The organism is Mesorhizobium sp. B3-1-9, assembly GCF_006439595.1.
Lineage (GTDB): Bacteria > Pseudomonadota > Alphaproteobacteria > Rhizobiales > Rhizobiaceae > Mesorhizobium.
Map to the genome: position 1 here is coordinate 393,700 of NZ_VFTJ01000004.1, position 16,642 is coordinate 410,341.

16 protein-coding genes and 1 tRNA gene are annotated in these 16,642 nt (G+C 64.5%); 8 read left to right on the forward strand and 9 right to left on the reverse strand.

Features of this window, described 5'->3' with window-relative positions:
- A complete protein-coding gene (locus FJW07_RS10310; protein WP_140856173.1) occupies positions 1 to 687 on the reverse strand; it encodes a GNAT family protein in 687 nt (228 codons plus the stop codon).
- Between the two features lie 82 nt (positions 688 to 769).
- Between FJW07_RS10310 and FJW07_RS10315 the strand changes: the two genes are divergently transcribed.
- Positions 770 to 1,954, forward strand: coding sequence for a pyridoxal phosphate-dependent aminotransferase (locus FJW07_RS10315; RefSeq protein WP_140651542.1), 1,185 nt, complete (start codon positions 770 to 772; stop codon positions 1,952 to 1,954).
- A 12-nt stretch (positions 1,955 to 1,966) separates the two neighbouring features.
- Here FJW07_RS10315 and FJW07_RS10320 read toward each other — a convergent pair whose 3' ends face one another.
- The 3 genes from FJW07_RS10320 to FJW07_RS10330 form a co-directional block, all read right to left on the reverse strand.
- Positions 1,967 to 2,728 carry an SDR family oxidoreductase gene (locus FJW07_RS10320; RefSeq protein WP_140856175.1) on the reverse strand — a complete coding sequence of 254 codons (762 nt, stop codon included), beginning with the start codon at positions 2,726 to 2,728 and terminating at the stop codon, positions 1,967 to 1,969.
- Between the two features lie 240 nt (positions 2,729 to 2,968).
- On the reverse strand, positions 2,969 to 3,700 hold the full coding sequence (locus tag FJW07_RS10325; protein ID WP_140642224.1) for a tellurite resistance TerB family protein: 732 nt from the start codon (positions 3,698 to 3,700) through the stop codon (positions 2,969 to 2,971).
- A gap of 123 nt (positions 3,701 to 3,823) precedes the next feature.
- The gene (locus FJW07_RS10330; protein WP_140856177.1) at positions 3,824 to 4,741 is read right to left on the reverse strand and encodes a rhodanese-related sulfurtransferase; all 918 of its coding nucleotides are present in this window, start codon (positions 4,739 to 4,741) and stop codon (positions 3,824 to 3,826) included.
- Here FJW07_RS10330 and FJW07_RS31700 point away from each other — a divergent pair.
- Positions 4,740 to 4,907 (forward strand): hypothetical protein, encoded by a 168-nt coding sequence (locus FJW07_RS31700; protein ID WP_181182609.1) that lies wholly within the window; start codon positions 4,740 to 4,742, stop codon positions 4,905 to 4,907. The two genes, FJW07_RS10330 and FJW07_RS31700, sit on opposite strands and share 2 nt — an antisense overlap.
- Positions 4,904 to 5,542 carry a 2-dehydro-3-deoxy-phosphogluconate aldolase gene (locus FJW07_RS10335; RefSeq protein ID WP_140856179.1) on the forward strand — a complete coding sequence of 213 codons (639 nt, stop codon included), beginning with the start codon at positions 4,904 to 4,906 and terminating at the stop codon, positions 5,540 to 5,542. The genes FJW07_RS31700 and FJW07_RS10335 overlap by 4 nt, the downstream gene beginning before the upstream one ends.
- A gap of 10 nt (positions 5,543 to 5,552) precedes the next feature.
- Here the strand turns inward: FJW07_RS10335 and FJW07_RS10340 are convergent, their stop codons facing one another.
- Entirely contained in the window at positions 5,553 to 6,302 is a 750-nt protein-coding gene (locus FJW07_RS10340; protein WP_140856181.1) for an SDR family oxidoreductase, read from the reverse strand.
- Here FJW07_RS10340 and FJW07_RS10345 point away from each other — a divergent pair.
- Positions 6,265 to 7,347, forward strand: coding sequence for an AraC family transcriptional regulator (locus tag FJW07_RS10345; protein WP_246680728.1), 1,083 nt, complete (start codon positions 6,265 to 6,267; stop codon positions 7,345 to 7,347). The two genes, FJW07_RS10340 and FJW07_RS10345, sit on opposite strands and share 38 nt — an antisense overlap.
- Before the next feature lie 53 nt (positions 7,348 to 7,400).
- Here the strand turns inward: FJW07_RS10345 and FJW07_RS31705 are convergent, their stop codons facing one another.
- From FJW07_RS31705 to FJW07_RS10360, 4 genes are all read right to left on the reverse strand, one after another.
- Positions 7,401 to 7,577: a hypothetical protein gene (locus FJW07_RS31705; RefSeq protein ID WP_181167050.1), complete on the reverse strand. Its 177-nt coding sequence runs from the start codon at positions 7,575 to 7,577 to the stop codon at positions 7,401 to 7,403.
- Between the two features lie 125 nt (positions 7,578 to 7,702).
- A tRNA-Gln gene (locus FJW07_RS10350) sits at positions 7,703 to 7,776 on the reverse strand.
- Positions 7,777 to 7,873: 97 nt separating this feature from the next.
- A complete protein-coding gene (locus tag FJW07_RS10355) occupies positions 7,874 to 9,730 on the reverse strand; it encodes a DUF882 domain-containing protein (protein ID WP_140856182.1) in 1,857 nt (618 codons plus the stop codon).
- Positions 9,731 to 10,108: 378 nt separating this feature from the next.
- Positions 10,109 to 11,656: a sigma-54 dependent transcriptional regulator gene (locus FJW07_RS10360; protein WP_140856184.1), complete on the reverse strand. Its 1,548-nt coding sequence runs from the start codon at positions 11,654 to 11,656 to the stop codon at positions 10,109 to 10,111.
- Positions 11,657 to 11,815: 159 nt separating this feature from the next.
- On the opposite strand from FJW07_RS10360, the gene FJW07_RS10365 reads away from it, so the two are divergent.
- The 4 genes from FJW07_RS10365 (at position 11,816) to FJW07_RS10380 (ending at position 16,618) form a co-directional block, all read left to right on the forward strand.
- Positions 11,816 to 13,654: a M3 family oligoendopeptidase gene (locus tag FJW07_RS10365; protein ID WP_181182605.1), complete on the forward strand. Its 1,839-nt coding sequence runs from the start codon at positions 11,816 to 11,818 to the stop codon at positions 13,652 to 13,654.
- 356 nt (positions 13,655 to 14,010) lie between these two features.
- Positions 14,011 to 14,703 (forward strand): proton-conducting membrane transporter, encoded by a 693-nt coding sequence (locus FJW07_RS10370; RefSeq protein ID WP_140856185.1) that lies wholly within the window; start codon positions 14,011 to 14,013, stop codon positions 14,701 to 14,703.
- 158 nt (positions 14,704 to 14,861) lie between these two features.
- Complete coding sequence (locus tag FJW07_RS10375; RefSeq protein WP_140856187.1) at positions 14,862 to 16,007, forward strand: aminodeoxychorismate synthase component I; 1,146 nt, start codon at positions 14,862 to 14,864, stop codon at positions 16,005 to 16,007.
- Positions 15,956 to 16,618 carry an aminotransferase class IV family protein gene (locus tag FJW07_RS10380; protein WP_140856189.1) on the forward strand — a complete coding sequence of 221 codons (663 nt, stop codon included), beginning with the start codon at positions 15,956 to 15,958 and terminating at the stop codon, positions 16,616 to 16,618. The genes FJW07_RS10375 and FJW07_RS10380 overlap by 52 nt, the downstream gene beginning before the upstream one ends.
- The last annotated feature ends 24 nt before the right edge of the window (positions 16,619 to 16,642 follow it).

A 16,642-nucleotide genomic window follows, 5' to 3' on the forward strand; every position in this document is an offset into this window, starting at 1 on the left:
CTACGCGCCGAACTCGGCGCGGAAATCTTCAAGCCGCCGTTTCTGGCTTCCCTGGGCATCGAAATTTGCCGGATCGAGCCAGGCCTCATAGGCTTTTCGGAGTGTCGGCCACTCCTTGTCGACGACCGAATACCACGCCGTATCGCGGTTTTCACCCTTGACCACGAAATGCTGGCGGAAGATGCCCTCGAACTTGAAGCCGAACCGCTCGGCCGCGCGCTTCGACGGCTCGTTGCGGTTGTTGCACTTCCACTCGTAACGGCGATAGCCGAGCTCGTCGAAGACGTATTTCATGAACAGGAACTGCGCTTCGGTCGCCGCCGGCTTGCGCGAGATCAACGGTCCCCAATAGATGTTGCCGATCTCGATGACGCCGTTGTTGGCATCGATGCGCATCAGCGTCTGTCGTCCGGCGACCTCGCCGCTTGCCTTGTCGATGACGGTGAAGAACAGCGGATCCTCAAGCGCCTCGGCCTTGTCGAGCCATGGCTGGAAGGCAGCGCGGCTTTTCGGCGGATAGTCCGGCAGCCATGCGAAGCGCCCATCGATATCGGCGACGGACGAGGTTTCATAGAGGCCATCGCCATGCTTTGCCGCGCTGAACGGCTCAAGGCGCACATAACGGCCTTCGAACACCTTGCGTTCCGGCCGCGGACGCGGCTGCCAATTCTTCAGATCTTCCGACACCGGCCACTCCAATCCGTTGACTTTTACCTGCGGACCGTCACAAAAACGCTCGCTCACAGAAAGAACCACAGGGACGGGAAAAATGCTCCACACGATCGCGGCCTTCGACCGTCTCGGCGAGGAAAATGCCTTCGCGGTGCTGGCGAGGGCCACCGCGCTCGCCCATCAGGGACGCGACATCGTCAACCTCGGCATCGGCCAGCCCGACTTCAAGACGCCGCAGCACATCGTCGAGGCGGCGATCAAGGCGCTGCGTGACGGCCACCATGGCTACACGCCTGCCAACGGCCTTTTAGCCACCCGCGAGGCGGTCGTGCGCCGCACGCTGACCACCACTGGCGTCGAGGTGTCGCCCGAGAATGTGATGATCCTGCCGGGCGGCAAGCCGACGATGTTTGCCGCGATCCTGATGTTCGGCGAGGCGGGCGCCGAGATCCTCTACCCCGATCCCGGCTTTCCGATCTACCGCTCGATGATAGAGTTCACCGGCGCCACGCCGGTGCCGGTGCCGATCCGCGAGGAAAACGGCTTTGCCTTCTCGGCGGAAGAGACGCTGGCGCTGATCACGCCGAAGACCAGGCTGCTCATCCTCAACTCGCCCGCCAATCCGACCGGTGGCGTCACTCCGCGGGCCGAGATCGAGAAGCTGGTCAAGGGCCTGGAGAAGCACCCCCAGGTCGCTATCATGTCGGACGAGATCTACGACGTCATGACCTATGACGGCGAGACTCACTGCTCGCTGCTGAACTTCCCCGAAATTCGTGATCGGCTGATCGTGCTCAACGGCTGGTCGAAGACCTGGGCGATGACCGGCTGGCGCATGGGCTGGTCGATCTGGCCGAATGGCGACAAGGGCGCGCATCTCTACGACAAGGTGCGCAAGCTGGCGGTCAACTGCTGGTCCTGCGTCAACGCGCCGAGCCAGTTCGCCGGCATCGCGGCGATCGACGGCCCGCAGGACGATGTCGAGAAGATGATGCGCGCCTTCGACAACCGCAGGAAGATCGTGGTCGAGGGGCTGAACGCGCTCCCGGGCATTTCCTGCATCACGCCGAAGGGCGCCTTCTATGCCTTCCCCAACGTCTCGAAAACCGGCTGGAAGGCCAAGAAGCTCGCTTCGGCGCTGTTGGAGGATGCCGGCGTGGCGTTGATCGGCGGCCCCGATTTCGGCGTTCTCGGCGAAGGCTATATCCGGCTTTCCTATGCCAATTCCGAGGAGAACATCCTGCGCGCGCTGGAACGGATCGAGGCTTTTCTGAAAAAGTGACCCGTCGGGCGTTCACCCGCGCCCGACAAACGGCATCTTCGTCGCCATCACCGTCATGAACAGCACGTTGGCATCGAGCGGCAGGCTCGCCATGTGCAGCACCGCATCGGCCACGCGCTCGACATCCATCACCGCTTCGGCGGCGATCGAGCCATTGGCCTGCGGCACGCCGACCGTCATCGGCTGCGCCATCTCGGTCAGCGCATTGCCGATGTCGATCTGGCCGCAGGCGATGTCGAAAGGCCGGCCGTCGAGTGCCAGCGTCTTGGTGAGCCCGGTGATCGCATGCTTGGTCGCCGTATAGGGCGCGGAGCCGGGGCGCGGCGCATAGGCCGACACCGAGCCGTTGTTGATGATACGGCCCCCCATCGGCTTCTGCCGGCGCATGGCGCCGAAGGCTGCGCGGGCGCATAGGAACGAGCCTGTGAGGTTGACGCCGACGACGTCGTTCCAGACCTCGACCGGGATTTCGTCGATCAGCGTCGACTTGTAACCCATGCCGGCATTGTTGAAGAGCAGGTCGACGCGGCCGAAGGCCTCGAGCACGGTCTCGAACATGTCATCCACCTCGTCGGCCTTGCTGATGTCGCAGGCGACGGCCAATGCCTTGGCTTGCGTCTTCCCCGCCTCGGCGATCGCCTCCTCCAGCACTTTCTTGCGGCGGCCGCAGAACACCGTGTTCCAGCCTGCCTTGAGCAGCGCCGTCGCGACGCTCTTGCCGATGCCGGTGCCGGCGCCGGTAACGATGGCGGTCTTCTGTGCTATGGCTGTCATCGTCGTCCTCCCGGTCATGGATGGAAGAACGTGGCATCGCAAATGCCATGGGTCATGGCAAGCAGCTGTTGGTGATAAAGAAGAGGTCAACAAAAAGGGCGGCCATTGGCGACCGCCCCGATCTGAACCGCGCTTGGGAGGAGGAAAAGCCGGTCCGACTGGTTAGAATGATGCGCTTGCTGGGTTAACGAGAAGTTAACGGACGGCAAGGCGTCCCCGAAGGACGTTTACCACGCCGAATCACCACGGTGAATTGGGCGCCGTTCCCGCCGGCACCTTTGCCGCCGAAACCGTCGCCTCGACATGATCGACCAGGGCGTCCGGCAGGCCGAGGCGGCCGGCGAGCAGGTCGAGATAACCGCGCTCGGTGCGCGTGTCGGGATCGATGGTAAGCCGCGACGCGGTGTAGAGCTCGAGCTTCTGCGCATCGGTCTTGGCGCCGGCGACCAGCGTGTCGAGATCGAGCGGGCTTTCGAGTTCGGCGAGCAGGAATTTTTCCGCTTCAGCGCCGATGCCGGCGAGCTTGAGCTTGTCGGCGATCTTCCTGCGCTCGTCGTCATCGACATGGCCGTCGGCCTTCGCCGCCGAGATCATCGCCCTGACCAGCGTCAGCGTGAACTCGGCTTCGCCTTGCGGCGCCTGCGAGGGATCGAAGGCGGTATCGGCGGGCGGCGGCAGCAACTCCGGCTCGCCGGACGCCGGCGCCTGGGCCGGCTCCGCGCCGTTCTTGTAGTTCTGGTAGGCCTTGTAGGCGAGGCCGCCGATCGCCGCCAGGCCGCCGAGCTTGATGGCCGCGCCCGTCACCTGCCGGCCGGTGCCGGTGCCGAGCAGCACGGCGGCAAGCGCGCCGGCGGCGAGCGGATTGTCCTTCGCCATCTGCACCGCCTGCCCCGCCTTGTCGCGGACGGTCGATCCGGTGCCGGGAATTTGCGAGCCGAGAAGGTCGTCGAGCAGCTTCTTGGGGTCGAGCATTAATGCCTCCAGAATTGGCCCGGCCGAAATGCGCGCGGGCACGGTTTCGGACCGGCAAGAGGTAGGCCCCGCGCATTGACATTACAATGACGAGGCGAGTTTTACGCGCAAGGGCGTGTGGCTCTAGCTTCCGATATGGTGCTTGCCGCCGCGCGCTTGCGCAAGTTCGACCTGACGGTGGCGTTCGGCGTAGCGCTCGCGATCCGCATCGGACCGCATTTCGAAGCAATGCGGGCATGAAACGCCGATCGCGTATTTCGGCGACAACCTGTCCTCGACCGTCAGCGGGTGCCGACAGGCGCGGCAGAGTTCGGCTTCGCCCTCCGCGAGACCGTGCGAGACGGACACCCGTTCGTCGAACACGAAACATTCGCCTTGCCAGAGGCTCTCCTCGGCCGGGACGTCTTCCAGATATTTCAGGATGCCGCCCTTGAGATGAAAGACGTTTTTGAGGCCGAGCGACTTCACATAGGCCGTCGCCTTCTCGCAGCGAATGCCGCCGGTGCAGAACATCGCCACCTTGCGGCCCTCGAACTCTCCACGGTGCTGCTCGACCCAGGCCGGGAATTCGCGGAAGCTGGTGGTCCTGGGATCGACCGCGCCCTGGAAAGTGCCGAGCGAAACTTCATAGGCGTTGCGCGTGTCGATCACCAAGGTATCGGCATCGGAAATCAGCGCGTTCCAGTCGGCCGGCGCGACATAGGTGCCTGCGCTCGCCGCCGGATCGATATCCTCGACGCCCATGGTGACGATCTCGCGCTTCAACCGCACCTTCATGCGGTGGAACGGCATTTCGGCGGCGCTGCTGTATTTGACTTCCAGTCCGGCAAGGCCTTCGATGGCCTCAAGGTGACACATCAGCGCGGCGATCGCTTCCTCGCTGCCGGCGACGGTGCCGTTGATGCCTTCATGCGCCAGAAGCAACGTGCCCTTGATGCCGCGTCCGCAACAGAAGGCCGCGAGCGGCGCGCGCAGGGTCTCGTATCCATCGAGCCGCGCGAATTTATAGAGCGCCGCGACGTGGACCGGCTGAATTTCCATGGCTGTTGTCATGGTCATGCCACTAGACCGTGGTGAAAGCGGTTTCAAGGCTCAAAGGGCCCACGGCGATCCGCTGCGCGGCATCGCGACACGCCTGCCTTCGTGGACTTGGCAAATGCCTTCTGCTAATCGGTTGAAATCGATCGAAATGGAGACCAGCAAATGACCAGCAAGACCGAAAAGCTCCTGTCGCTTCTCAACGGTCAACCGGTCATCCCGGTGCTGAAGATCGCCAATGTAGCGGATGCGGTGCCGCTCGCTCGCGCCCTTTCGCGCGGTGGCCTGCCGGCGATCGAGATCACGCTGCGCACCGCCGACGCGCTGGAAGCGATCCGCCGCGTCGCTGCCGAGGTCGAAGAGGCGATCGTCGGCGCCGGCACCATCCTCGATGCCAAGCAGTTCGATGAAGCAGCCCGCGCCGGCTCGAAATTCATCGTCAGTCCCGGCATCACCAGCCAGCTTCTCGACGCAGCCAAGGGCAGCCCCGTGCCGCTGCTGCCCGGCGCCATCACGCCCGGCGAGATCATGGCCGCGCGCGAAGCCGGCCTGCGCTTCCTGAAATTCTTCCCGGCCGAGCAATCCGGCGGCATCGCTTCGCTGAAAGCCTTCGCTTCGCCGCTCGCCGCCGTGAAATTCTGCCCGACCGGCGGCATAACGGCCAGGAACGCCGCCGACTATCTGAGCCTGCCCAACGTCATCTGCGTCGGCGGCTCCTGGGTGGCGCCCGACGATCTCATCAAGGCCGGCAAGTGGGACGAGATCGAAGCGCTGGCGCGTGAGGCGAGCAAGCTCAAGAAGTAAATCAGCGCCCTCACCAGGGCAGCGCGCCGTTCTCGTCGAAATAGCCGCCCGTCGGTCCGCCCGGCTCCAGCGTCGCCAGCCGCACGATGATCTCGGCCGCCTGCTGCACCGTGCGGCCGCCTCTGTGCGCATTGAGGTCCGTGGCGGTGTAGCCGGGAGCGGCGGCGTTGACCATGATGCCGCGAGGCGCGAGTTCCCGGGCGAAGGACAGCGTGACGGCGTTGAGCGCGGTCTTCGAACTGCCATAGCCCATGACATTGGGCGACTGGCTGTTGCCGGCCGCGCGCGCCAGCGATCCGAGATAGCTGCTCACCATGACGATCCGTGCAGCGGGCGCCGCCTTGAGCAGCGGCAGGAACGCCTGGGTGACCCGCACCGGACCGAAGACGTTGACATCATAGGTGGCTTTCATCTCCGCGACATTCTCGCGGCTCGGCGGCCGCTCATAGCGGCCGTCCGGACCAAGCGCGTCGACATAGCCGGGCGCAATGCCGGCATTGTTGACCAGCACGTCCAGGCCGGGCGCCTGCGCCGCGACTGTCTTGACAGCAGCCGCCACGCCGTCGTCGCTGGTGACGTCGAGCTCGAGCCACTCGATGTCGAACCCTTCGGCGCGCAACGCCTGCGCCGCAGCCTCCCCGCGCCCCGCGTCGCGGGCGCCGAGCCACACTTTGTAGTCCAGTGCCGCCAGCCGCCTGGCGGTCTCGAGCCCAATACCTTTGTTGGCGCCGGTCACCAGCGCATTCTTTTGCGTCGTCATTCCAGGTCTCCTTCTTGGCGACCTAGACTGGCGTCAACCGACCTGCTTCGCGCGCCGGATCCTCGCATCCTCTTGCCTAATCCTCTCAACTGGATGCGCGGCTCCGCGTCACTTGGTTGCACGGCTTGCATGGATCGGCAATGCTGAAACGATGAATGAAGCGCTTCAGGAATTGATCGCACTCGCCAGCCGACATGCGCGCGGACGGCGGACGAAGACGGCCATTCCGCGCGTCACCATCGGCCGCAGCGAGGTGCCGACGCCGCCGCTGCCGGAGCTTTGCCAGCCGACCACGCTGTTTGTCTTGCAGGGAACCAAAACGGTCCTGATCGGCGACCGCACGCTTGCCTACGGCGCCGGCAGCTATTTCGTCTATGCGGTTGAAACCCCCGCGACCAGCCAGTTGCTCGAGGCGAGCGTCGCACAGCCTTACCTGGCCATCGCCTTCTCGCTCGATACCGAGCTGATCGCCGGCCTGCTCATCGACCACAAGCCGGCGATCGACTGCGATAGCTTCGTGACCAATCAGCTCGATGACTTGCTGCTCGACGCATGGCGCCGAATGCTGCGGCTGCTCGACAAACCAGCCGAGATTCCTGTTCTCGCGCCCATGCTCGAACGGGAGATCGCGTTCAGGCTCCTGCAAGGCCCGCAGGGCGAGAAGCTGCGTCAGCTCGCCCGTGCCGATGGCCGCCTTTCGCAAATCCGCCGCGCCACCGCCTGGATCCGCGCGCACTACAACGAGCCGATCGATGTGACGCAACTGGCCGAGCTGTCGCATATGAGCAACGCCGCCTTTCATCGCCACTTCAAGGCGGCGACGGCGATGAGCCCGATCCAGTATCAAAAGCAGCTCCGCCTTCTGGAAGCGCGCCATCTGCTGATCGCGCAACCGGGCAGCGCGGCGCATATCGCCTTCACCGTCGGCTACGAAAGCGCCTCCCAGTTCAGCCGCGAATATGCGCGCCAGTTCGGATTGCCGCCCGCGCGCGACGCCGCGCGGCTCCTGGCCAGGGGCGAAGCGGCCACGCTGGAAATTGACTGAGCACCAAAAAACCGGCCGGCTTGCGCCGGCCGGGATTAGTCTTGCAAACGCAACTATCTGCAGACCCTGACCTTCTCGACCACCTTGTGGTGGTGGCGCCAATGCGTCACCAGCTTGGTCACGCAATGATGTCGTCCGGTCTTGACGATCACGGTTTCGGCTTGCGAGGGAGCGACGACAGCCGATGCCGCGGCCAGCGCCAGAACTGACGCCAATACAATCTTCTTCATGAATATCCCCAGTTTGGAACGAACCCCTTTTAACCCATCATTGGGCGCGGCGCTCCAACCTCACGGTAAGTTTAGCCTGGCGTGAAGATGCGCATACCGAACGCCGACCGAGGCATTGCCATGTCTGGTTCCCGCTCATGGATTCGAACCACGATTCACGCCTTCAAAGGGCGCTGTCCTACCATTAGACGAAGCGGGAAGACCTTCTGGCCTAACAGGCAGCGGCGCATGCCATGAAAGACAAAAGTCGCGCTGACGGGCCAACGCGGCTTTGCGGTGGTCACGCTGACTCGTCACTATTTCGTTTGGAAGCGCGCGACCGAGAGGAACTTCACCGCGTTGCCGGTGAACCGGCTTGCGTCCGGCACCCCGCCATCCGCCTGGAAGCCGGCCGTATACACTTCGCTCGGCGGCGTATGCACGATGTTGTAGGCATAGCGCGGCGCTGTCGTCGGGTCGGAAATCGAGGCGATGTTGACGCCGTTGCCCAGCGCCCAGCGCGCGGCTTGCGGCGGCGTCGCCACCACCATGGCCTTGGGCCCGGGCTTCAGATCGTGGGCGGACGCCCTGCCTTCCTTGGCCGTCGTCTTCACGCCGGCGCCGATCGCCTTTGCCGGATCGGTCCCGGCTGGGAGTGCGGCGATGGCCTGACGCGGCGAGGCCGCATCGACGCCCGACGGATCGTTGAACGCGGAGCGCGGTTCCGGTTCGGTCAGCGACGCGAGCTGGTATTCGGCGCCGCCGCCATCGGCCCCGACGGTTGCATTGGCCTGTTCGAGAACGGCTTTCACCTCATCCTGCTTGCCGGGCTGCGGCCGTGCCGTCGGCAGCACCGAGAACGCGTCGGTCGCGCTCTTGTCCTGCGAAGCGGTTTCGGCCAGCGCCAGAAGCACATTCTTGTCCTTCGGCGCGAGTTCCGCCGGCGTCGAGCGGTCAGGACGCCAGGTCGGCAGCGGGATGTTGTTGACCGCCACCTGCGCCGGATCGGTGCTCGCGGCCTCCGCGGCGCTGGCTGCGCCGAACGGAACCTTGTCCGGCACGGGCGCCTGGGCCGTCGCAACCGCCTGCTCTGTCGTCGCCGAGGCATCCGCCGTGGCGAACGGCACGTTCTGCGGCGTCTGCTGGCCGACATCGACCTTCGGACGCGGCGCGAAGTCGGGCAGCGGGATTTCCTTGGGCGGCAGGGCGGCGATGATCGTCTCCGGCGTATCCTGCTGCGACGGCTGCGAATCGTCGGCGCTGTCATCCGCGATCTGCGGGATGTTGGCGCGCTTGGCATCCTTCGGGGTGACAATCGCGATGCCCGGAAGATTGCTGTCGCGTGCCGTGGCGGCGCTGGCGACCTGGACCTGCTTCACGGCTTTCCGCTGAGGCGCCGGGGCACTTTCGTCGGCGTCGTCATCGGCCTCGTCGGCGCCGCCGCCGAACCAGGCAAAAAGGCCGCCGGAGCGCTTGGTCGAGCCGCCGGCGCTGGCCAGTTCGATGTTCGGGGTGCCGGCGCCCTTACGCGCCTGATACGCTGCCACTGCTTGCTCATATCCGGGCAACGGGCGTCCGTCGCTCGGCACATGCAGCGTCTTGCCGTTCGGGAACAGGCTGACCAGTTCCTGGCGGCTGATGCCCGGCCAATGGCGCACGTTGCCGACATCCATATGCACGAATGGCGAGCCGGAAGTCGGGTAATAGCCGACGCCGCCGCCCTGCATCTTGAGGCCGATGTTGCGCAGTTTCTTCAGCGGCACGCCGGGAATGTAGAAATCCATCGCCTTACCCAGCATGTGCTGGCTCTTCTCGGCGACACCGCGGCTGCGCGAACGCAACAGCGCGTTGGTTGACGGCGAACGATAGCCGCAGACCACTTGGATATAGTCGGTCGCGCCGCTTTCGCGATAGGCTTCCCAGACGAGATCGAGCAGCCGCGGATCCATCTTGGTCGGCTCGTTGCGGCGCCAGTCGCGCAGAATGATGTTGATCTTGCGCAGGCCTTCCGGATCGTAGCGGCCATTGCGCTTGTAGACGATCTCGGCCTTCTCGTGCGTGTGCAGATGATAGAGCTTGAGCGTACGCACTTCGGCCCTGGCGCCCGACGTCACCACAGACAGGAACCCGACGGCCAAAATCACGAACGTCAGCCACCTCGGCCAGACGCTCATGTGTAAATGCCGCCCGTTGTTGTGTCGTTCGACTTTGTTCAAATCAAATGGCCTTGCAGGCTGCCGTTTGTCCCCGGATTTGACCAAACGGATGCGTCGTTTTCACATCCGAATATCGATCCTAATGGTTAATCATCGTTTATTGAAGCCGAAATGCGGTAACACGGTGGCGATATCCCGTCAAAAATTATGCACAGCATTTCGTGGTAAACCGCTGGTTTAGATCAAGAATCCGCCTCGGCCAGAACACGATCTGTTACCGTTAGCGTTAATGCGTGATCCTCGGCAACGCTTACCGCTGAAAACCCTGTGTTTTCACGTAAAAAGCGACAATTTGACTCGGATTTTAGGCAAGCAAGCTGGTTCGAGGCTTGCCTGTCATGAGGCAAGCCGGTCGACGCGGCCGGCTTCGGGGTCAATGCCATATTCCTTCAACTTGCGGTAGAGCGTTGAGCGACCGATGCCCAACCGGCGGGCGACTTCGCTCATCTGGCCGTTGTAGTGGTCGATCGCAAGCTTGATCATCTCGAGCTCGACATCGGCCAGCGCCCGCACATTGCCGCGCTCGTCAAGCGCGCGAAGCGTCCCGAAACGCAGCTGCGGCCTGGCTGGCGCCTCGCCGTCGGCCAAACCGGCCGCCGTTGCGTCGGCAGCGGTTTCATCCGCTTGCCGGGACGCGTCCGCAATCGTTTCGGCGACTGCGGACGCCGGTTCCGCTTCGAGATTGACCGTGCCTTCCACCTGCGCCCGGATCTGCGGGAACTCCTCCTCGGTCAGCACATCCCCCTCGGCAAGCACCGACGCGCGGAAGACCGCATTTTCCAGCTGGCGGATATTGCCGGGCCAGTCATAGGCCTGCAGCATGGCAAGCGCCGTGGCCGATATGCCGGCAAGGCGGCGGCGCGGATCGGTCGGTGCGACCTTTTCCATGAAATGCCGGACAAGGTAGGGAATGTCGTCGCGGCGGTCGCGCAGTGGCGGCACGAAGATCGGGTAGACGTTCAGCCGGTAGAACAGGTCCTCGCGGAACTTGCCGTCCTTGACCTGCTGCAGGAGGTTCCGGTGCGTGGCCGAGATCAGCCTTATATCGACCTTGACGGTCGAGCGGCCGCCGACCGGGTCGACCTCGCCTTCCTGCACGGCGCGCAGCAGTTTGACCTGGACGTCGAGCGGCAGATCGCCGATCTCGTCGAGAAACAGCGTGCCGGAGTTCGCCTCGACGAATTTGCCGGTGTGCTTGTCGGTGGCGCCGGTGAAGGAACCCTTCTCGTGGCCGAACAGGATCGATTCGACGAGATTGTCAGGGATGGCGCCGCAATTGACGGTGACGAACGGTTTCGAGCGGCGGTCGCCGCTGCCCTGGATGGCGCGCGCCACCAGTTCCTTGCCGACGCCGGATTCGCCCTCGATCAGGATCGGGATGTTGGAGGCCGCCGCTTTCTGCCCAAGGCGTATCACCCGGTCCATTGCCGGGCTGCGCGTGATCATGTCCTTGAAGGTGAGATGGCCACCGCCGCGCCGCCGCGACGCGCGCTTCATCTCGTCCTCGACGGCTTCCACCTTGAGCGCGTTGGAGATCGCGGTCTGCAGCCTGTCGGGCGACGCCGGCTTGACGACGAAATCAAAGGCGCCGTGCCGCATCGCCGAGACGACGGTCTCGATGCCGCCTTGGGCCGTCTGCACGATGACGGGAATGTTGATGGCGCGCTCGCGCATCGCCTTCAGCACGCCGATGCCGTCGAGGCCGGGCATGACGAGATCGAGAATGACGACGGAGACCTCGCGCGCGTTCGGGCCATCGAGCGCGTCGAGGCCGGCCTCGCCGCTATCCGTGACGATCGCGCTGTGGCCGAACTTGGTCAACGCGGCCTCGACCAGCCGGCGCTGCACCGGATCGTCATCGACTATGAGTATGGAACCTGTCATGACTGTTTGAGTTGTCCGCCCGAGAAAATCCCCGTGGATCATCTTGGCACAGGGTTCTAAATAAGGTTTCAAAAAACCCGGTGAACGAATTCCTTAGGATTTGACCGGCTTCTCCTTTCCCTTTGATTCTGGCCCCTTGGTTCAAAAAAGGTATTGTTGATGCGCATGATGTTTGGTCAGCGGCTTGCGGCGGCGTCGTCCGGACAGGGCGCGGCGGAGCTCGGCGACCTGCCGGAGTGGAATCTCGCCGATCTCTATTCCGGCATGGACGCGCCGGAGTTGAAGCGCGACATCGCCAAGGCGGCCAGCGACGCCATCGCCTTCGAGACCCGCTGGAAGGGTACGCTGGCCGCGGAAGCCGGGCGCGGCGCCGCCGGCCGGCTGGGCGAGGCGCTCAAGGCCTATGAGGCGCTCGAGGAACTGATCGGCCGCATCGTTTCGTATGCCGGCCTCGTCTATGCCGGCAACACGGCCGATCCGCAGCGCGCCAAGCTCTATGGCGACGTCCAGGAAAAGATGACGGACGCCAGCGCGCATCTCCTGTTCTTCGCGCTCGAACTCAACCTGATCGACGATGCGGCGATCGAAAGCGCTTTGGCCGCCGACAAGGCCTTCGGCCACTACCGGCCCTGGGTGCTCGACCTCAGGAAGGACAAACCCTACCAGCTCGAGGACCGCGTCGAGCAGTTGTTCCACGAAAAGTCGGTCACCGGGCGCGGCGCCTGGAACCGCCTGTTCGACGAGACGATGACCGACCTGCGCTTCGACGTCGAGGGCGAGGAACTGACACTCGAGCCGGCGCTGAACCGGCTGCAGGATTCGAACGGCGAGGTGCGCCGCCGCGCCTCCGAGGCGCTGGCCGCCACGTTCCGCAAGAACCTGCGCACCTTCACGCTCATCACCAACACTTTGGCCAAGGACAAGGAAATCTCCGACCGCTGGCGCGGCTTCCAGGATATCGCCGACTCGCGCCACCTCGCCAACCGTGTCGAGCGCGATGTGGTCGATGCGCTGGCCGCGGCTGTGCGCGAGGCCTATCCGCGGCTGTCGCATCGCTATTACGCGATGAAGGCGCGCTGGCTCGGCATGGAGGTGATGAACCATTGGGACCGCAACGCGCCGCTGCCGGAAACGCCGCAGGCGGTGATCAGCTGGGACGACGCCAGGGACACGGTGCTCTCGGCGTACCAGCGCTTCTCGCCGGACATGGCCGAAATCGCCCGCGGCTTTTTCGATCGCAGATGGATCGACGCGCCGGTGCGGCCCGGCAAGTCCCCCGGCGCCTTCGCCCACCCGACGGTGCCGTCGGCGCATCCCTACGTGCTGCTCAACTACATGGGCAAGCCGCGCGATGTGATGACGCTGGCGCATGAGCTCGGCCATGGCGTGCACCAGGTGCTGGCCGCCGGCCAGGGCGCGCTGATGGCCTCGACGCCGCTGACGCTGGCCGAAACCGCCTCCGTCTTCGGCGAGATGCTGACCTTCCGCTCGCTGCTCGAGCAGACCGGCGACAAGCGCGAGCGCAAGGCCATGCTCGCCCAGAAGGTCGAGGACATGATCAACACCGTCGTGCGCCAGATCGCCTTCTACGAGTTCGAGCGCAAGGTGCATGCCGAACGCAAGAACGGCGAGCTGACCTCGGACAGGCTCGGCGAATTCTGGCTGGAAGTGCAGGCCGAGAGCCTGGGGCCGGCGATCAAGCTGCGCGAGGGATACGAGGTCTTCTGGACCTATATCCCGCATTTCATCCACTCGCCCTTCTACGTCTATGCCTATGCTTTCGGCGATTGCCTGGTGAATTCGCTCTATGCCGTCTACCAGAATGCCGAGCGCGGATTTCAGGAGAAGTATTTCGAGATGCTGCGCGCCGGCGGCACGAAGCATCACTCCGAGCTTCTTGCGCCCTTCGGCCTCGACGCCACCGATCCCGCATTCTGGCAGATCGGCCTCGGCGTGATCGGTTCGCTGATCGACGAATTGGAAGCGCTCGATAGTTGACGACAACTACGGCGCAGGCATCTGTCGTAATAGTTTAGCCGGGATGCATATTAGCAAGGGTCTATTCTTGCCTAAATAGCTGTTCTTGAATAACTCTCCGGGGGCATTTTTCAACTGGCTTTCGACAAGCCATATGATAGCGTCCGGCCTCAAGCTCAGCCGGACGCATCGCGCAGGGCCAGAGATGGCCTGCCGCTACGCCACGGCGAATGCGATGATGCCCATCGGCCCGGACAAGGCCGAACGCCGATGGCTCGATTGAAGCCGGCGGTTCCGCCGACCACGGAACCTTTGACGATCCTTGGCGTGCGCTCGCCTTTCCGGGCCTCGGCCGACAGATCGGACTGGAGAGGGAAATGAGCACTTTCTTCTACATGCTCCTGGCGTTCGTTGTGGGTATCCTGGTTGGCTGGTTCATCTGGGGCCGCCTGCGCGGACAGTTCGACAGTCTGCGCGGAGATCTCGACCGCACGCGAGGCGAGCGCGACAGGCTGCGCGCCGACAGCGATCGGTTGAAGGGCGAGCTCGACGCCTGCGGCCGTGCCCGCGCCGATCTCGAAAGCCGGCTGCGCGATGCGCCTGGCGCCAAGGCCGGCGCCGACAAGGCCGCCGCGCCGGCGCCGGCGGCGCTGATGACCGCGACATCGGCGGCGGCAAAGGCCGGGCCCGCTGCAAAGAAGCCGGCCGCAACGAAGACTGCAGCGACACCGAAGCCGGCGGCCAAAGCCGCCGCGCCGAAGAAGGCGGCAGCACCCGCGGCAAAGAAGGCGGCAGCGCCGCAGGCCGCGACCGGCAAGGCCGACAATCTGCGCCGCCTCATCGGCATCGGCCCGGTCAACGAAAGGCTGCTCAAAGGCCTGGGCGTCACCACCTATGCCGAGATCGCCGCCTGGACCGCCGCCGACGTCAAACGGATCGAGGAAGTGCTCAATTTCGACGGCCGCATCGCGCGCGAAAAATGGATCGAGCAGGCGAAATTGCTGGCCGCCGGCAACGAGGCCGAATTCGCCCACCAGTTCCCGACGGCCGGAACCGCAAGCAACACCTGAGCAACCTGCCTGGTTGGCAGCAAGGCGGCGTCCTTACGGGCGCCGTCTTTGTTTTGGGCCAGCCACCTTTGCGCCGCCGGACGCCGCTCCCTCGATTGCGCCACGCCAAGCCCCCATATAGAGCGGTCGACGGCGCTTTTTGTCCGCATTCGAGGCTTATGTCCCTGCCTGCAGCCCTTTTTCGCAACGACGCGACCGCTCGTCAGCTGGTCTTCGACCGGCCGCGCGAGATCATCGTCGCGCAGGCCGCGGAAGAGTTCATGCCCGCGCTTGAAAGGGCGCAGGCCGCATCGGACGCCGGCAAATGGCTGGCGGGCTATTTCTCCTACGAAGCCGGTTACCTGCTCGAGCCGAAACTGGTGCCGCTGCTGCCCGAGGGCCGCCGCGCGCCGCTGGTCTGCCTTGGCGTCTTCGATGCGCCTGTCGAGCAGGCGGTGCCGCAGATGCAGGCGTCAGCCAGCAACGGCCCGATCTTCGATGCCAGGGCAACATGGTCCGCCGAGGACTATGCCGGCCGCTTCGCACGCCTCCACGACCACATCCGCAAGGGCGATTGCTACCAGGGCAACCTCACCTTCCCGGTTCGTGCGCAATGGTCCGGCGATCCGCTTGCGGCCTTCGACGCGCTGACGGAACGCCAGCCGGTCAAATATGGCGCGCTGGTCTCGCTCGGCGATCCGATCGTCCTGTCGCGCTCGCCCGAATTGTTCTTCGAGATCGATGCCGACGGCATGATCGAGACACACCCGATGAAGGGCACCGCGCCACGTGGCGCGACCAAGGTCGAGGACGCGCGGCTGAAGGCCTTCCTGCGCAACGACGAGAAGAACCAGGCCGAGAACCGGATGATCGTCGACCTTTTGCGCAACGACATCTCGCTGATCAGCGAAGTCGGCACGCTGGACGTGCCGGAACTGTTCCGCATCGAGACCTATCCGACGGTGCACCAGATGGTAAGCCGCGTGCGAGCGCGGCTTTTGCCCGGCATCGGCATCCGCCAGGTCTTCGCCGCGCTTTTCCCCTGCGGCTCGATCACCGGCGCGCCGAAGATCCGCGCCATGGAAATCCTGCACGAGCTGGAAGACGCACCGCGAGACGTCTATTGCGGCGCCATCGGCTGGATCGCGCCCGGCGGCAGGATGCGGTTTTCGGTGGCGATCCGCACCATCTCGCTCTTTGCCGACGGTGAGGCCGTCTACAATGTCGGCGGCGGCGTCGTCTTCGATTCGACCGCCGAGGAGGAGTATCGGGAGTGTCTGTTGAAAGCGCGCTTCGCGACGGGAACGGTGCCGGCTTCGAACTGATCGAGACCATGCGCTGGGAGCCTGGTTCCGGCTTCCTGCGCTTCGAGCGCCATCTTGCTAGGCTTTATGCATCCGCCGCCGAACTCGGCTTCGCCTGCGATCCCGAACGGATCGGCGAAGTGCTGTCGAACACCGTTGGCGGGCACGGAACTGCCTTACGCGTGCGCCTTGCTTTGCAGCGAAATGGCGAAGCGACAGCCGCCGCTCAAGCCTACGAACCGCTGCCGGCGGACAAGGTCTGGCGGCTGCAGTTGGCACGTATCCGTCTCGATTCCGGCGACACGCTGCTGCGCCACAAGACAAGCCGGCGCCAAGTTTACACGCAGGCACGCGCCGAATATCTCGCGACCCGCGCCGACGAGGTGCTTTTGGCCAACGAGCGCGGCGAGCTCTGCGAGGGTACGATCACCAATCTGTTCGCCGATTTCGGCAGCGGCCCGCTCGCCACGCCCCGCCTCGACTGCGGCCTTTTGCCTGGAATATTGCGCGGCCAGCTTCTGGACGAAGGCCGCGCGGTGGAAGCGATATACAGCTTCGACGACCTGAAGGCGGCGAAGGCGATCCTCGTCGGCAATTCGCTGCGCGGGCTGATCCCGGCGCAACTGGGCTGATTGAGCCAGGAGACATGAACTGGA

What these genes read in the sequence shown, in the direction of transcription:
- FJW07_RS10315 (WP_140651542.1), top strand. Translation starts at nt 770, where the DNA reads ATGCTCCACACGATCGCGGCCTTCGACCGTCTCGGCGAGGAAAATGCC.
- FJW07_RS10320 (WP_140856175.1), bottom strand. Translation starts at nt 2,728, where the DNA reads ATGACAGCCATAGCACAGAAGACCGCCATCGTTACCGGCGCCGGCACC.
- FJW07_RS10325 (WP_140642224.1), bottom strand. Translation starts at nt 3,700, where the DNA reads ATGCTCGACCCCAAGAAGCTGCTCGACGACCTTCTCGGCTCGCAAATT.
- FJW07_RS31700 (WP_181182609.1), top strand. Translation starts at nt 4,740, where the DNA reads ATGGCTGTTGTCATGGTCATGCCACTAGACCGTGGTGAAAGCGGTTTC.
- FJW07_RS10330 (WP_140856177.1), bottom strand. Translation starts at nt 4,741, where the DNA reads ATGGAAATTCAGCCGGTCCACGTCGCGGCGCTCTATAAATTCGCGCGG.
- FJW07_RS10335 (WP_140856179.1), top strand. Translation starts at nt 4,904, where the DNA reads ATGACCAGCAAGACCGAAAAGCTCCTGTCGCTTCTCAACGGTCAACCG.
- FJW07_RS10340 (WP_140856181.1), bottom strand. Translation starts at nt 6,302, where the DNA reads ATGACGACGCAAAAGAATGCGCTGGTGACCGGCGCCAACAAAGGTATT.
- FJW07_RS31705 (WP_181167050.1), bottom strand. Translation starts at nt 7,577, where the DNA reads ATGAAGAAGATTGTATTGGCGTCAGTTCTGGCGCTGGCCGCGGCATCG.
- FJW07_RS10355 (WP_140856182.1), bottom strand. Translation starts at nt 9,730, where the DNA reads ATGAGCGTCTGGCCGAGGTGGCTGACGTTCGTGATTTTGGCCGTCGGG.
- FJW07_RS10360 (WP_140856184.1), bottom strand. Translation starts at nt 11,656, where the DNA reads ATGACAGGTTCCATACTCATAGTCGATGACGATCCGGTGCAGCGCCGG.
- FJW07_RS10365 (WP_181182605.1), top strand. Translation starts at nt 11,816, where the DNA reads ATGCGCATGATGTTTGGTCAGCGGCTTGCGGCGGCGTCGTCCGGACAG.
- FJW07_RS10370 (WP_140856185.1), top strand. Translation starts at nt 14,011, where the DNA reads ATGAGCACTTTCTTCTACATGCTCCTGGCGTTCGTTGTGGGTATCCTG.
- FJW07_RS10375 (WP_140856187.1), top strand. Translation starts at nt 14,862, where the DNA reads ATGTCCCTGCCTGCAGCCCTTTTTCGCAACGACGCGACCGCTCGTCAG.